This is a genomic window from Cellulophaga fucicola (assembly GCF_900119145.1).
GTDB lineage: Bacteria > Bacteroidota > Bacteroidia > Flavobacteriales > Flavobacteriaceae > Cellulophaga > Cellulophaga fucicola.
In genome coordinates this window covers 869,887-883,498 of the sequence record NZ_FPIY01000002.1, presented here as the reverse complement: position 1 = coordinate 883,498, position 13,612 = coordinate 869,887, and the positions used below count along the sequence as shown (strand labels likewise).

The window sequence follows — 13,612 nt, the reverse complement described above, 5'->3', positions numbered from 1 at the left end:
TTTTTACTGATTGTTATTATTTGTTTTTGTGTCTAAATATTTTAATACATCTGATGGTGTTTTTATCAAGGCAAAATCATTACCATTAATTAAAATTGCATAGGCCAATGTTTCTGGCTTGTTTTGTAGCACTTTAATACAATCTTCGTTAGATATTTTAACCTCTTTATCGCCATATTCTTTTACAAAATTTGGATGGTTTTGATCTACTAAGTCACGTATGTTCATTTTTAATTTATCGGCAATTTCTGCCCATTGAGTACCTGTAATTTTTGTTTTAGAAGAATTTATAGTTAAAATATCTTCTGTAGCAGAAGATACATAGCCAAGTGTTTGTTTGCCTATAGAATTCTCTGCACTATAAATTAGTGTTACTTTGTTGTTGTCTGTAGCAATTACTCCCATTTTATTTGTTTTTGTGTGTTAAACTTTATTTTTGTGGTGTTCTACTCTTCTTTAACCCCTTTACCAGTTAAAGCGTCTAAAAGTCCGCCCTTAACGCTTATCCATAGATAATTAAAGAACGATTTTGTGGTGTCTCGTTCAACTTTAATTTTACCATATCTAAAATCCTTAGGATTTGTTTTAGAGCCTTCTTTAATAATTAAGTTGCCTAGTTTGGTTAAGAGTTTATTAACTCCTAAACGGTCTTTTTTTAGTATTTTGAATTTAAAATTGTTGTATTTAATTTTTAAATCTCCAGCTGCATTTTGCCTATTACCACTTATTGTAAAATACATACGTTGCATATCTCCTTCTGCTGTTGCTCTTAAGTTTGAGTTTAGAAATGGGTTTATGCTTTTAATGTTCAAATCCTTAAAGCTACCCCAAGCAGTAAAAAAATCTGTTGTTTTAGAGATTGAAAAAGCCCAGCTTAACTCTAATGGAGTTTTACCCATAAGCTTAGACTTGGTCGTTACTCTAGTGTTCTTTTTAGAGGTGTTATTTAGGTTTGCAATTGATGCATCTATGTTCGAAAAATATAGTTTTTCTGGACTAATTTTAGGTTCTAATTTTTCTTGGTAAGCTATGTGTCCTTTGTTAATTAAAATAGAATCCATAGCCAAATGTATAGGTAAGTCTCTAAGCATTTTACTGTACATAAATTTGTGACTTAAATCGTCTGTAACCAACTTATCTCTATAGACCTCTAATTTTGGATTGTGTATTTCTGTTTTAAATATATTTATAAAGAATTTAGTTTTATTGTAGCCGTAAGAAATGTTTTTAAGCTCTAGTTCTGGAATGTTTAAGTCTATGTAATCTCTTTCTGTTTTTATGTTTTTTGATAATTTTTCCTTAGTATATTTTGTTTTTAGTTGAAGATTTTTAGCCGTAAGCACATTGTTTTTAGCTATTAGTTTGCTAATTGTTGCATTTTCAAACGGACCTAAATCTGCAAAAATAGTACTCGCTGATACTTCACTGTTACCGTAGCTAAAAGGAATTTTGTTCTTTGCATCATCAATTTTAAAAACACAATTTTTTAGACTTATATTAATATCCTTGGCGCTAAATACAGTTTCTTTATTGGAGTCTAATAACTGTACATTTCCATTAGTACTATTTAATTTTTTAATAGTAATTGGGTTATTAAAAAATCTTTTGTTTTTGTCATCATTTTCCTTTGTTTTTTTGCTAAACCCAGTGAAATGTTTAATTGACGGCTTTTTAATGTCAATATAATTTATCTCTATCTCTTTGTGTATTAAAAGACTTGTGTACGCAACATTTTTAATGGTAAGCTTATCTGCCTTTAAAATGCCTTTAATTTTGTAGTTTTCTTTTGTAAATTGGGTAAGTGTAATGGTATCTATGATGATAGATCCAGATATAATATTTAAGTCTACATTGCTGTATTCTAATTCTATATGATTTGGTAAATCGTTTTTTAAAAAGCTTTCTATTTTAGATTTTACAAACCAATGAGCGGCAACTAGTACTAGTAGAAAAAAGCCTACTATGGCTATGCTAATTTTAAATATGTTACTTTTTTTTATAACCATAATTTGTAGTGATATTGGCAACTATTTTACCACTACTAAATTCCGTTAATAATTAAAAAAGATGTAACGCATGCGATTAAATCTTTGACTTATTCAAGATTTAGAGCAAAAAAAAGCCCTTTAAATTATTTAAAGAGCTTTGTTATTTTATCATATGTACACTACATTTTTATGGTAAAACCATTTGCGTGTTCAATAGTGTAGTATGTGTGGTCAGGATTATCTCTGTTTAATTTTAAGGTCCCTTTTACAGAAATAAGATCGTCCATAGAAAAGCTAGGTCTAGAATCAAAATACAATTCTATAATAGTTTCTGGTCCGCCATTACCGCAAAAAAAGCAAGAAGCCATAGGATTGTTAGATAGCATAAAAGAATCTTTCTGACCTTCTAAAACTAAAAAATAACCAGTAATAGATATTTCTTGTCCTTCTAAATCTAACATCTTTTTCTTGTAAGTTGGTGTTAAAAATTCACCTAACTCAGCTCCGCCTTCTGGAGTTGTATATGTTACGCCTTGGATCATGTCTTCCCAGTCTAACAATGCTTGTGCAGATGTAACCTGAGCAAAAAGCGCAAAAAACAATAAGAGACTTAACTTTTTAACCATAGTATTAATTTTTTTCAAAGATAGTAATCCAATAATTGTTCCAAATACGTTTTTATTTTTCTGCCGATAAAATTTTAGAAACATTCAGTTTAAAAACTGATAATGATGCCAAAACAGAAGCTAAAACAGTAATAGCTAAAGTTGCAAGTAATAGAATAGCTTCCCATTTAGTAGGTGTAGCTAAATTAAATATATAACCATAACTATTTTGTGCGTAGGTAGATATTATCCATAGTCCTAATCTACCAATTAGCCAACCTAAAACATATCCTATAAAGCCTAGAAATAGACCTTCTAAGAGAACTAGCCACAATAACTGCCCAGATGTTGCGCCATAAGTACGTAACAGAGCAAGCTCTTGTCTACGCTCTCTAATAGCTTTTAAAAGACTAATAAATATACTTAAACCAGAAACTAATAATATTGCAACAGCTATAAGTTGTATGGTTTGTACGCCAACACCTAATAACTTAACCAAACGATTAATCTCTAAAGAGGGCAGTGCCGCTTGCATATTGGTTTTGTCGTTAATATATCTTGGCAATTGCATCATTGCCATTGGGTTGCTAAATTGTATAAGCAAGGAGGTTACTTCTAAATCATCATCATGGTGTTTTTCTCCAGGGTGACTATGAACATCCCAAATACTTTCTAAACTTGTGATAATTAAATTATCTACTACACTGCCAGTTGGTTTTAAAATACCAACTACTTTAAATGGGTGACCGTGATGTTCTTCTAAACTTTGATCTGCTAGACCGTGAGAACTTAAAAATGTATCTTCTAATTTTAAGTTTAATTTTTTTGCAGTAGCGCTTCCTAAAACAACCTGATGACTTTTGCTAAACAACGTGCCGTTTGCTATTTCTGCATTGTATAGTTTTAAATAGCTAGTCTCTGTTCCTAATATGCGAACTCCTTTATAATTATCACCATAAGAAACAGGTACAGCAGCTTTTACTAGTCTACTTTTTCTTAATTTTTCTGCTTCTTTTAGTTTTATATTTCCTGTAGGTGCGTCTATGTGTAAGACTGATGAAAGTACTAATTGCAACGGACTTCCTTTTGCGCCAACAACTAAGTCTACAGGCTTTATGTTCTTATCTAAGTTCCCTTTTACTTGCGAACTTAATTGAAGCATAAATGTAACTAAGGCTACACTTAAAACTAAAAGTAACAAGCTTAATACTGCATTAAGGGGTTTAGATATTAAATTTTTAAAACTGAGCTTTACAAGATTCATAAATACAAATGGTTTTTGAACATTGTTTTTACTCTTTGATCGTGCGTAATTATAAGCAAATTAGCATTGCTGTTGCTAGCTTCTTCTTTTAAAAGAACAATAACTTTTTCGCAGTTTTCATCGTCTAGACTGGCTGTTGGTTCGTCTGCAAAAATAACTTTTGGCTTGTTTATTAAGGCTAAAGCTATAGATAAGCGTTGGCGTTGTCCTTCGCTTAAAGCAGTAACCTTTTTAGGTAACAATTCTAAAATGCCTAGTCTGCTTGCTAAATCTTTTATTCTTCTAGTATCTTTTTTCTTGTCAGGAAAATATAAGCGTAAAGCTAAATTTTCGCCTACAGAAAGTGCATTTATAAAATAATCGTTCTGAAAAATTATTCCCATTTGTCTACCTCTAAAAGCATCTAGTTTTTTTCTAGATAAACTTTGTAGTTGTGTATCTCCAATATTTATAGATCCTGAATTAACAGGTAATAAGCCAGATAATAAATGTAATAAGGTTGTTTTACCAACACCAGAAGATCCTAATATTAAAAGATGTTCTCCTTGTGGTAAAGAAATGTCTGGGAAGCTAAAATTGCTTCCTTCGGTATAAGAAAATTGAAGTTTATTTGTCTTAATCATAGTCTTACACACAAATATAACAAGTACAGTTGTACGTTTATTTTATTTATGAATTTATTATGAAATCTAGACAGGTAAAATATTAAAACTTATGCGCTAGCTCTAGTCTCTAAACTTTCCTTAAACTCGCTTGGGCTAATACTATACTTGTTTTTAAATATTTTAGAAAAATAACTTCTACTGCTAAAACCAATAGTATACACAATTTGTGATATGTTCATCTCTGTGGTTCTAATGTAATCTCTAGCTTCTTCTAAACGTACATGTCTTATATATTCTGTAACAGTACGCGTATATAATAGTTTAAAACCTTCTTGTAGTTTAGCTTGCGATAGTCCAGATTCTGCACTAAGCATATCTAAAGAATAGTCTTTTGATACATCTTTAAGAATCATTTTAGAGATATTTCTCACTATTTTAAGCTCACTTTTAAGTAGTGTGGTTTTTGGAGCTTTGTTTTTTACAGCTCTATCATACTGTAAAATGTGCATAGAAAGTATTTGGTATACCATACCTTCTATTTGCATAATACGTATCATTCCTTTTGTTTTGGATTTACGTAAAGCACTAATTTTATCTGCTAATCTTAGATTATAATTTCCAAAATAACGGAATGTATTTTCATGATCAGTATCTAAAAATACCTCGTATAATTTTCTATTAAGTTCGTCTACATTATTAAGACGTTTTTTCAAGAATTTTTTTCTTGTAATTTGTATTACGTTTATTGCTAATTTAACTCCTTTTTTGAAATAGCCATAGTTATAACCACCATCTTTACTGGTAATTATTACAGATTGAAATTGTTCTATTTTTCTTTTTTCGCTTTCTTCTTCGTAACCAAAACGATGATAGCAATGACCCTCTAAGCAGTATGTAAAATGTATAGGGTTGTATTCTGATGCATCCATTTCTATGGTAATATCATCATGGAAAGTAATGTCGTATTCTAATAAGTTAACACCCCAATCAAACGTTATAAAACGAATGTTTCCTGTGGCTAATTCAGAATCTACGTTTAAGACAAATTCTCCCCATCGTTCTTCTATAGTGCCACCAATTACCTCTTGAATTTGCCTCACAGTACCTTCCGTACTCTTGGCATCAACAATAATTTTAATCATATTTTTTTTTGGTTGACCCATAAAATTGTGTTTAAAAAAGACAGTCAACAATCAAAGATAGCTAATAATTTTTTAGTTTTTATAGAAAGTAAAAAGGTTAAGTAATTTTTAAGACATAAAAAAAGACCTCTTTTTATCAAAGAGGCCTTTTTCATCACCACAAACCAAACAAATAAATATTGAATAATTTCTTATTCAACAACAATAAAAATTGTCTGTTTTTTGTGTTTTGTAGCGTCTGTGCTTGCTTGTTAATTTTGAGAAGCAAACTCTCCGTTTTGTGTATTATTAACATTAAGTTTATTGTTAAACTCAAGTGTTCTAATAGGGAACGGAATATTTATATCATTTGCGTTAAAAGATTTTTTAACTGCTTTTATAGCAACACTTTTAGCGTCTAATTTATTTTTTGCGTTTTCTGCATCGACCCAAAATCTACATATAAAATTTATAGAGCTGTCTGCAAATTCTGTGTAATAAAACTCTATTTCAGAATCATCATCAGATGTATAAAGACCAGCAACAGCTTCGCGTGTTAATTTTTCTACTTGTTCTAAGTCCGACTCATAACCAACTCCGCATTCTACTACAATTCTCATTTTAGAGGTTAAGGAGTAGTTTTTAAAAGGATTTTCTATTATTGTTTTATTTGGTATCACTACCAAATTGTTATCGAATTCTTTAAGAACTAAACTGCTTAAATTAATATCTATAACTTCTCCAGAAAAGCCATTTGTTTCTATCCAGTTTCCTATCTCTATCTTTTTTCTAAAAGATAAAACAACACCAGATAACAAGTTAGATAATGTGCCTTGTAACGCTAAACCTATAACTAGACCAGATATACCTGCACCTGCAAGTAAAGTGTCTAGGGTTTTGCTTAAATCCATTGCGCCTAAGGCTAAAAATAAACCAACGGAAACTACAATTACAGCACACATACGCCCAATAAGATTAGATATACTATTCTGTGGTATGCGCTTAGATGCAAGTTTTACAGCCCATTTGTTTACAAAACGAGCAATGTAATAAGAGATAACCATTACTATAATGGCTACAATTAAATTGGGTAAATTCTCTATAAAAGAACTTACCCAACCTTCTATTTTGTCTATAATATCGACAAATGAGGTTTGTATTTTATTATTCATAACTTAGTTTTTAAGGTTCATAAATGTTTAAAACATTTTACCTTAAGAAACCATCTCTTTGGATCTAATTTTTAACTGATCTTCTGTGTTTTTTCTCCAGGCATCTAACATCCAGCTAGATTTTTCTAGTTCTGCAATATAAGAGCCCATCATATCTATAGTACCTTCATCACCCGCTTCTTCTGCAGCTTCAATAGTAACTTTCATTTGCTTTAGTATTTTCTGGTGGTCACTTAGTATTTCGCTAACCATTTCTTTATCGTCTATTAAAGGCGATACTTCTTCTATAGAAGATATTTTTAAGTACTTACTAAAGTTACTTACTGGGTGGTATCTTAGAGTTAATACTCTTTCTGCAATATCATCTACTTTTACTCTTGCATCTGTGTATAGTTCTTCAAATTTCTCGTGTAAATCAAAAAAGTTTTGTCCTAATACGTTCCAGTGAAAACTTCTTAACTTTTGGTAATACACACTATAATCTGCTAAAAGCATATTTAACTCTCCTACTACAGGTACTAATTTGTTGTCACTAATATTTAAATAATTCATAATGTTTGTGGGTTTTAAATTATTCATAGAATAGACCATCTATTCCTTTTCTATTATTGTTCTACACAAAATTACTTAAGCTTTAGCGTTGGTCTTTGCTCATTTAGTACGATTCTTGACTCAAATACCAAAAACAAAAATTTATACCTATTATATATATATGGGCTTGTATTTATTTGTTTTTAAATGAGTTAATGTTTACAGCATTTGTGTTAATGCTACTCGTAAACAAGTCACATCTTTGTAGTGTAGAATTTAAGTATTCAAAAAACAATAATATTAACCTTTAAATTAAATAGTATGTTAAGATGGACAGTTACATTTGTGGTTCTAGCAATAATTGCAGGAATCTTCGGATTTGGAGGTATTGCAGCAGGAGCTGCCAGTATCGCAAAAATTTTATTCTTTTTATTTTTAATACTCTTTGTAGTATCATTATTAACAGGAAAGAAAAAAAATATTTAGCATAACCCTACCACAAACAGTTAAGCGAGAATATTAATAAATTAAAAACAACAATATGAAAAAGATATTATATTTAGGATTATACATATTTGCAATGGGCGTAGCCTTAACAAGTTGTAGAGATACTAGGACAACAGGAGAAAAAGTTGAAGACGGAATTGAAGAAGTTGGTGACGGAATTGAAGAAGGAGTTGAAGAAGTTGGAGATGAGATTGATGATGCCACTGATGATAACGAATAACTAAAATTAACATAATTTTAGTATAAAAAGACAACTGCATAGTTGTCTTTTTTTGGTGATTACACCGTATATTTAATAATTAAAACAACAAACAATGAAAAAGATATTAGGTTTATTTTCAATTTTAGCGCTAACTGTATGTAGTATGCAGGCGCAATCAATTTCTGAAAATGCAATTGGGTTACGTTTAGGAGATAATGATGGTTTTGGTGGTGAGATTTCTTATCAGCGTCATTTATCTGACAACAACAGACTAGAGTTTGATCTTGGATGGAGAGACTCTAACAATGTTGACGCTTTTAAATTAGTTGGTTTGTACCAATGGGTAATGCCTTTAGATGGTAATTTTAACTGGTTTGTAGGAGCAGGTGCTGGTTTAGGATCTTTTGATACTGGAGAAAATGATGGAACTTTTGCTTTAGTAGCAGGTGATATAGGTATAGAATATAACTTTGATTTTCCTTTAATTCTATCTTTAGATATGAGACCGGAATTAGGTTTTAATGACGAGTATTCTGATGACTTAGACTTAGATATAGCATTGGGTATTAGATACCAGTTCTAAACTGATAATAACACATAAAAAAGGAGGCAATTATTTAATTGCCTCCTTTTTTATTTAGAATAAGTGCTTTACTTTTTCTACAAGTTTTAATGGTAAATTATAGGGCGGATAACGCAAAGGTGCATCTAGCCAATTTGCTCTTTTTATAATTGCTTTTTGATGCGAAAAAATATCAAAAGATGTTTTTCCGTGATATGCACCAATACCACTAGAACCAACACCACCGAACGGTAGCTTTTTATTGGTTATATGTATAACCGTATCATTAATTGCACCACCACCAAAACTGTATTTATGTATTATTTTTTGCTGAAATTTTCTGCTAGTAGAGAATACATAGGTTGCTAACGGTTTGCCATATTGCATAATGTATTTTTCTATATCTTCTTCTGTGTTGTATACTATAATAGGAAGAATAGGTCCAAAAATTTCGCCTTGCATTAATTTGCTATCCAGACTAGGCTCGTTTACTAGAGTAGGAGCTAGGTAATTATCAGTTTTGTTACTTTGGCCTCCAAAAATAATATCTTGACCAACTAGCATCTCTTTTAAATTATTAAAATGATTTGCGCTAACAGTACGTGCGTAATCTTTAGAAGCTTCTATATCTGTGCCGTAAGCATCTTCTATGCTTTTTTGTAGAGCTGTTACCAATTTATCTCTAACGTCTTTATGTACTAAAATATAATCCGTAGCTATACAAGTTTGTCCTGCATTTAAAAACTTACCCCAAACAATACGTTTTGCGGCTAGTTTTATATTTGCTGTACTGTCTACTATAGCAGGGTTTTTACCACCAAGTTCTAAGGTTACTGGCGTTAAATGTTTAGCGGCACTTTGGTAAAATATTTTACCAACATTAGTACTTCCTGTAAAGAAAATATAATCCCATTTTTGGTCTAATAAACTTTTAGAGACTTCTACGCCACCTTCTACAACAGCAACATAATCTTCTTTAAAAGTAGCAGTTATTATTTCTGCAATTATTTTTGATGTGTTGGGTGTTATTTCTGATGGTTTTATAACAGCAGTATTGCCAGCAGCAAGAGCACCAATTAAGGGAGCAATTGCTAGTTGAAAAGGATAGTTCCAAGGAGCAACAATAAGTACGGTTCCATAAGGCTCTTTGTACAACCAGTCTGAAGAAGGAAAATTTAACAGTGATCCAGATACTTTTTCTGGTCTAGCCCATTTCTTTATATTTTTAATAATATAGTTAAGTTCGGCTAAAACAAATTGTGTCTCTGCAGCCATAGACTCAAACCTAGGTTTTTTAAAATCGGCATAGATAGCATCACAAATGTCTGCTTCTCTTTTTATAATTTCTTGTCTAAGTTTTTTTAAAACTTCTTTTCTGTAGGTAACGTCTTTAGTCTGCTGAGACTTAAAAAAAGCGTGCTGCTTTTGTAGTATTTCCATCATATTATGCAATATAACAAAAAGAGTTTTAGGTATGTATTAAATAGACTAGTTGTCTATGTTTTGCGTATTCTCTATATCCTTATCTGTAAAGTTTTCGTTTGTTAACTCTAATACTTTTCTTAGCATTGGGTCCGACTTACTTTTAATTTTAGCATATGAATTAGCATCAAATAACTGATCTGCTAAAGTAGCTTTTAGAAACCTTTTTATACTAATCTCGTATTTGTAAAAGTCTAAATTAACATTACTCTTCTTTGCGTAAGAAATAAAGTCTGTAAACAAGTTGCCATCAACCTTAAAATCGTTTATAAATTCTTCGCGAGTAAACATAGTGTATTTAGATCTGTCCTTGTCTAAATGCTCAAAAATAAAGTACGACATAAATCCGTAGCTATCTAAGTCTAAAATAGCTTCTTGTTCGTTGTCTCCAATAGGCACAAACTCATCTGGTATTATACCTCCGCCGCCATATACAATTTTACCTTTAGGTGTTGTGTATTTTAAAGAGTCTGCTACTTTAATACTATCTGCTTCTCTCATTTCTCCGCGTGCGTAACGCTTCATTAATTCTTGATAGTAATCTGCGTTTCCTTTTTTGTAATCTCGCTGTATAGACCTTCCTGTTGGTGTATAATACCTAGATATAGTTAAGCGTACGGCAGAGCCATCACCTAAATCCATTTCTCTTTGTACTAATCCTTTGCCAAAAGAACGTCTGCCAACTATAGTTCCTATATCGTTATCTTGTAGTGCACCAGCAACAATTTCACTAGCAGAAGCAGAACGCTCATTTATAAGAACAAAAACAGGTTTGTCTTCAAAACTACCTTTATCTGTAGCAAATGCTTTTTCTACTTTTCCTTTTTTGTTTTTTGTAAACAATATAAGTTTTCCGTCTTTTAAAAACTCATCTGCCATTTGCTCTGCAATACCTAAATAACCACCAGGGTTATCTCTTAAATCTAAGGTAAGCTTTGTAGCACCTTGTTTTTGCAATGCTTTAAGTGCTGTTTTAAATTCTTTGTAGGTAGACTCTGCAAACCTATTAACCTTTATGTAACCAATGTCATTAGTTAGCATATAATAGCTATCTACACTTTTTAATGGTATGGTATTTCTTTTTACTGTTACAGTAAAAGTACGGTCTTCTTTTTTTCTATAGATTTCTAAGTCTACAGTAGAGCCTCTTTTTCCTTTTAGTTGATCTACAACACTACCACTTGCTAAATCTTTACCAAATAATTTGTTGCCATCTGCGCTTAAAATACGATCGCCAGCTTCTATGCCTTTGTTATAACTAGGACCATTTTCTACTGTTTTTATAACTGAAATTGTATCTTGGTACATATAAAAGTTTACACCAATACCCACAAAATCACCTTTCATATTTTCAGATACTTCTGCCATTTCCTTTTTAGGAATGTAAACAGAATGTGGATCTAGTTTACCTAAGATGTTATTTACGGCAACATCTACAATACTATCTGTATTAACCTCGTCTACATACTCGTAATCTATGTAGTCTATAAGTCTGTTAAGTTTGTCTTTTTTAGAATTGGTTGTAAAAAGACGTTCAGGAGAGTCATTAAAATTTAATTTACCACCAAGTAAAATTCCAATTGCTAAAGCAAGAGCAATTACAATTGGCCATATGTAATACATTTTATTTTTCATACTGTCTTTACAATGGCAAATACGTTAGTTTAATGCCTGCTTTTTCTAAAAATCGTAATCCGGAATCATCTTTGTATGCATTTTGATATACAACACGTACTATGCCAGATTGGTGAATAAGCTTACTACATTCTTTACAAGGAGATAATGTAATGTATAGAGTTGCACCTGTACAAGATTGTGTAGAAGATGCTACTTTAGATATTGCATTGGCTTCAGCATGTAAAACATACCATTTTGTGTAGCCTTCTTCGTCTTCGCAAATATTTTCGAAACCAGTTGGTGTACCATTGTATCCATCAGAAATTATCATTCTGTCTTTTACAACAATAGCGCCTACTTGCTTACGTTTGCAATACGATAACTTGCCCCATTCCTGAGCCATTCGTAAGTAAGCTTCGTCGTATTTTTTTTGTTTACTGTCTTTCATTTTTAATGTAATGGCCACAAGATACAGGCTTTAGCTAAAGCACACAATCAATAAAGGATAATTTTAACACAGCGTCTTAATAAGGAAACGTGTCTATAAGCATTGGTATTGTAATGGCAAGTACAATTACAGAAGCTATAACTACATATAACCATTGTTTTAGTTTTAGTAAATGCACCATAATAAAAGTTAGTGCTAAAGCAAATACTAAAATTAATATCTGAGACATTTCTATGCCTGTAGCAAAACCAAGAAGTGGTAAAAATTTATTTTCTTCTTCTGCCATTAACATTTTAAAGTAGTTAGAAAAACCAAAACCGTGAACCAAACCAAAAAATGCAGTTGCTACAAGGTGTAGTTTTATAGAGGCTAAAGTTTGCTTGTTTTTAGCAGCGTAAATATTAAATAATGCAGTTATAAAAATAGTTACAGGTATTAAAAACTCTATTAAACCTACGTCTGGTGTTACATAACCATAACTAGATAGACCTAAAGAAAAACAATGCGCTACAGTAAAAACAGTTGCTAATAACAATATTTTTGACCAGTCTTTAAATGAAAAAGGAATTGCCAGTGCTGTTAAAAACAAAATATGATCATAAGCACTAAAATCTAAAACATGATCTAAACCTAAACCAACGTAAAATAAAAACTGTTCCATTTGCTGTAATTTAATTAATGTATAATTCTACTCTAAAGTAAGTTTAGCCTATTCCTCTTTCTTTTTGGATTGTTTCATAAGCTTTTTGTACTTCTTTAAATTTTTCTTCTGCGCCCTTTTTTATGGCTTCATTTTGTGTAATTACCTTGTCTGGGTGGTATTTTTTAGCCATTGCTCTGTATGCTTTTTTTACCTCGTCATCAGTAGCAGTTTTAGCAATCTCTAAAATTTTATAAGCGTTATCTGCAGATTCTACAAACATTGCCTTTACACTCTCATAATCTTTTTTACCTAGTTTAAAGTATGCAGCAATATCTCTAATAACTTCTACTTCTGATGCAGATACAGTGCCATCTGCTTGTGCAATACCAAATAAAAAATGCACTAGTTGTAAACGCACCTCATAGCGTACACGTTGATTTAGATAATAGCAAATGCGTTTAGCAGAAATCTCATGCTTTTTATTTACGTCGTTAAACGTTCTAAAAATAGCATTTGCTTTTTCTTTACCATATGTCTGCACAAAATACTGGCGTACATAATCTAGTTCTGACTGGCTAACTTTACCATCTGCTTTAATAACAATAGAGCAGAGCGATATTAATTGCATCTCAAAATCGGCAGGAGATACTTTTTGGCGCGTCATATCACTAAAAACAGTATTTCCGCTTCTGTTACGACTACTTCCGCTAAGATTATCTAAAAGACTACCAATAAAAAAACCAGCAATGCCTCCAGGTAGTTTAAAAAATATGCTGCCTATTATAGCAGCGATCCATTTTAACATACTTTTTTGTAAATTTTTTCAAAGATAAAGGTTAAGATTAAATGAAAAGTTAAGGTTTAC

The 13,612-nt window shown here is 31.3% G+C and carries 16 protein-coding genes; 3 read left to right on the top strand and 13 right to left on the bottom strand.

Going from position 1 to position 13,612, the window contains the following annotated elements; translation table 11 throughout:
• Nucleotides 1-3: 3 nt before the first annotated feature.
• The 8 genes from BT107_RS10260 to BT107_RS10225 form a co-directional block, all read right to left on the bottom strand.
• Nucleotides 4-405 carry a hypothetical protein gene (locus BT107_RS10260; protein ID WP_072303684.1) on the bottom strand — a complete coding sequence of 134 codons (402 nt, stop codon included), beginning with the start codon at nt 403-405 and terminating at the stop codon, nt 4-6.
• A 41-nt stretch (nt 406-446) separates the two neighbouring features.
• Complete coding sequence (locus tag BT107_RS10255) at nt 447-2,006, bottom strand: AsmA family protein (protein WP_072303683.1); 1,560 nt, start codon at nt 2,004-2,006, stop codon at nt 447-449.
• 161 nt (nt 2,007-2,167) lie between these two features.
• On the bottom strand, nt 2,168-2,614 hold the full coding sequence (locus BT107_RS10250; RefSeq protein WP_072303805.1) for a hypothetical protein: 447 nt from the start codon (nt 2,612-2,614) through the stop codon (nt 2,168-2,170).
• A 52-nt stretch (nt 2,615-2,666) separates the two neighbouring features.
• Nucleotides 2,667-3,857, bottom strand: coding sequence for an ABC transporter permease (locus tag BT107_RS10245; RefSeq protein WP_072303682.1), 1,191 nt, complete (start codon nt 3,855-3,857; stop codon nt 2,667-2,669).
• Nucleotides 3,854-4,480, bottom strand: coding sequence for an ABC transporter ATP-binding protein (locus BT107_RS10240; protein ID WP_072303681.1), 627 nt, complete (start codon nt 4,478-4,480; stop codon nt 3,854-3,856). Before BT107_RS10240 ends, BT107_RS10245 begins: the two co-directional genes overlap by 4 nt.
• Before the next feature lie 89 nt (nt 4,481-4,569).
• Entirely contained in the window at nt 4,570-5,604 is a 1,035-nt protein-coding gene (locus tag BT107_RS10235) for a helix-turn-helix transcriptional regulator (protein ID WP_072303804.1), read from the bottom strand.
• A 251-nt stretch (nt 5,605-5,855) separates the two neighbouring features.
• On the bottom strand, nt 5,856-6,755 hold the full coding sequence (locus BT107_RS10230) for a mechanosensitive ion channel family protein (protein WP_072303680.1): 900 nt from the start codon (nt 6,753-6,755) through the stop codon (nt 5,856-5,858).
• A gap of 42 nt (nt 6,756-6,797) precedes the next feature.
• Complete coding sequence (locus BT107_RS10225) at nt 6,798-7,307, bottom strand: Dps family protein (RefSeq protein ID WP_072303803.1); 510 nt, start codon at nt 7,305-7,307, stop codon at nt 6,798-6,800.
• Nucleotides 7,308-7,607: 300 nt separating this feature from the next.
• Between BT107_RS10225 and BT107_RS10220 the strand changes: the two genes are divergently transcribed.
• The 3 genes from BT107_RS10220 (at nt 7,608) to BT107_RS10210 (ending at nt 8,578) form a co-directional block, all read left to right on the top strand.
• Nucleotides 7,608-7,772: a DUF1328 family protein gene (locus BT107_RS10220; RefSeq protein ID WP_072303679.1), complete on the top strand. Its 165-nt coding sequence runs from the start codon at nt 7,608-7,610 to the stop codon at nt 7,770-7,772.
• 55 nt (nt 7,773-7,827) lie between these two features.
• Nucleotides 7,828-8,013: a hypothetical protein gene (locus BT107_RS10215; RefSeq protein ID WP_072303678.1), complete on the top strand. Its 186-nt coding sequence runs from the start codon at nt 7,828-7,830 to the stop codon at nt 8,011-8,013.
• 94 nt (nt 8,014-8,107) lie between these two features.
• Nucleotides 8,108-8,578: a hypothetical protein gene (locus BT107_RS10210; protein WP_072303677.1), complete on the top strand. Its 471-nt coding sequence runs from the start codon at nt 8,108-8,110 to the stop codon at nt 8,576-8,578.
• Nucleotides 8,579-8,632: 54 nt separating this feature from the next.
• Here BT107_RS10210 and BT107_RS10205 read toward each other — a convergent pair whose 3' ends face one another.
• The 5 genes from BT107_RS10205 to BT107_RS10185 all read right to left on the bottom strand — a co-directional run bounded on the left by BT107_RS10205 (nt 8,633) and on the right by BT107_RS10185 (nt 13,552).
• The gene (locus BT107_RS10205) at nt 8,633-10,000 is read right to left on the bottom strand and encodes an aldehyde dehydrogenase (RefSeq protein ID WP_072303676.1); all 1,368 of its coding nucleotides are present in this window, start codon (nt 9,998-10,000) and stop codon (nt 8,633-8,635) included.
• A 45-nt stretch (nt 10,001-10,045) separates the two neighbouring features.
• Nucleotides 10,046-11,674, bottom strand: coding sequence for a S41 family peptidase (locus tag BT107_RS10200; protein WP_072303675.1), 1,629 nt, complete (start codon nt 11,672-11,674; stop codon nt 10,046-10,048).
• 7 nt (nt 11,675-11,681) lie between these two features.
• Nucleotides 11,682-12,104: a deoxycytidylate deaminase gene (locus BT107_RS10195; protein WP_072303674.1), complete on the bottom strand. Its 423-nt coding sequence runs from the start codon at nt 12,102-12,104 to the stop codon at nt 11,682-11,684.
• A gap of 76 nt (nt 12,105-12,180) precedes the next feature.
• Nucleotides 12,181-12,765, bottom strand: a complete 585-nt coding sequence (locus tag BT107_RS10190; protein ID WP_072303673.1) for a HupE/UreJ family protein — start codon at nt 12,763-12,765, stop codon at nt 12,181-12,183.
• 43 nt (nt 12,766-12,808) lie between these two features.
• A complete protein-coding gene (locus tag BT107_RS10185) occupies nt 12,809-13,552 on the bottom strand; it encodes a TerB family tellurite resistance protein (protein WP_072303672.1) in 744 nt (247 codons plus the stop codon).
• Between the last annotated feature and the right edge of the window lie 60 nt (nt 13,553-13,612).

Excerpts from the sequence above, each read along its gene's own strand:
- BT107_RS10190 (WP_072303673.1), bottom strand. The coding sequence starts at position 12,765 with ATGGAACAGTTTTTATTTTACGTTGGTTTAGGTTTAGATCATGTTTTA.
- BT107_RS10260 (WP_072303684.1), bottom strand. The coding sequence starts at position 405 with ATGGGAGTAATTGCTACAGACAACAACAAAGTAACACTAATTTATAGT.
- BT107_RS10205 (WP_072303676.1), bottom strand. The coding sequence starts at position 10,000 with ATGATGGAAATACTACAAAAGCAGCACGCTTTTTTTAAGTCTCAGCAG.
- BT107_RS10230 (WP_072303680.1), bottom strand. The coding sequence starts at position 6,755 with ATGAATAATAAAATACAAACCTCATTTGTCGATATTATAGACAAAATA.
- BT107_RS10225 (WP_072303803.1), bottom strand. The coding sequence starts at position 7,307 with ATGAATTATTTAAATATTAGTGACAACAAATTAGTACCTGTAGTAGGA.
- BT107_RS10220 (WP_072303679.1), top strand. The coding sequence starts at position 7,608 with ATGTTAAGATGGACAGTTACATTTGTGGTTCTAGCAATAATTGCAGGA.
- BT107_RS10250 (WP_072303805.1), bottom strand. The coding sequence starts at position 2,614 with ATGGTTAAAAAGTTAAGTCTCTTATTGTTTTTTGCGCTTTTTGCTCAG.
- BT107_RS10215 (WP_072303678.1), top strand. The coding sequence starts at position 7,828 with ATGAAAAAGATATTATATTTAGGATTATACATATTTGCAATGGGCGTA.
- BT107_RS10255 (WP_072303683.1), bottom strand. The coding sequence starts at position 2,006 with ATGGTTATAAAAAAAAGTAACATATTTAAAATTAGCATAGCCATAGTA.
- BT107_RS10185 (WP_072303672.1), bottom strand. The coding sequence starts at position 13,552 with ATGTTAAAATGGATCGCTGCTATAATAGGCAGCATATTTTTTAAACTA.
- BT107_RS10235 (WP_072303804.1), bottom strand. The coding sequence starts at position 5,604 with ATGATTAAAATTATTGTTGATGCCAAGAGTACGGAAGGTACTGTGAGG.
- BT107_RS10195 (WP_072303674.1), bottom strand. The coding sequence starts at position 12,104 with ATGAAAGACAGTAAACAAAAAAAATACGACGAAGCTTACTTACGAATG.
- BT107_RS10245 (WP_072303682.1), bottom strand. The coding sequence starts at position 3,857 with ATGAATCTTGTAAAGCTCAGTTTTAAAAATTTAATATCTAAACCCCTT.
- BT107_RS10200 (WP_072303675.1), bottom strand. The coding sequence starts at position 11,674 with ATGAAAAATAAAATGTATTACATATGGCCAATTGTAATTGCTCTTGCT.
- BT107_RS10240 (WP_072303681.1), bottom strand. The coding sequence starts at position 4,480 with ATGATTAAGACAAATAAACTTCAATTTTCTTATACCGAAGGAAGCAAT.
- BT107_RS10210 (WP_072303677.1), top strand. The coding sequence starts at position 8,108 with ATGAAAAAGATATTAGGTTTATTTTCAATTTTAGCGCTAACTGTATGT.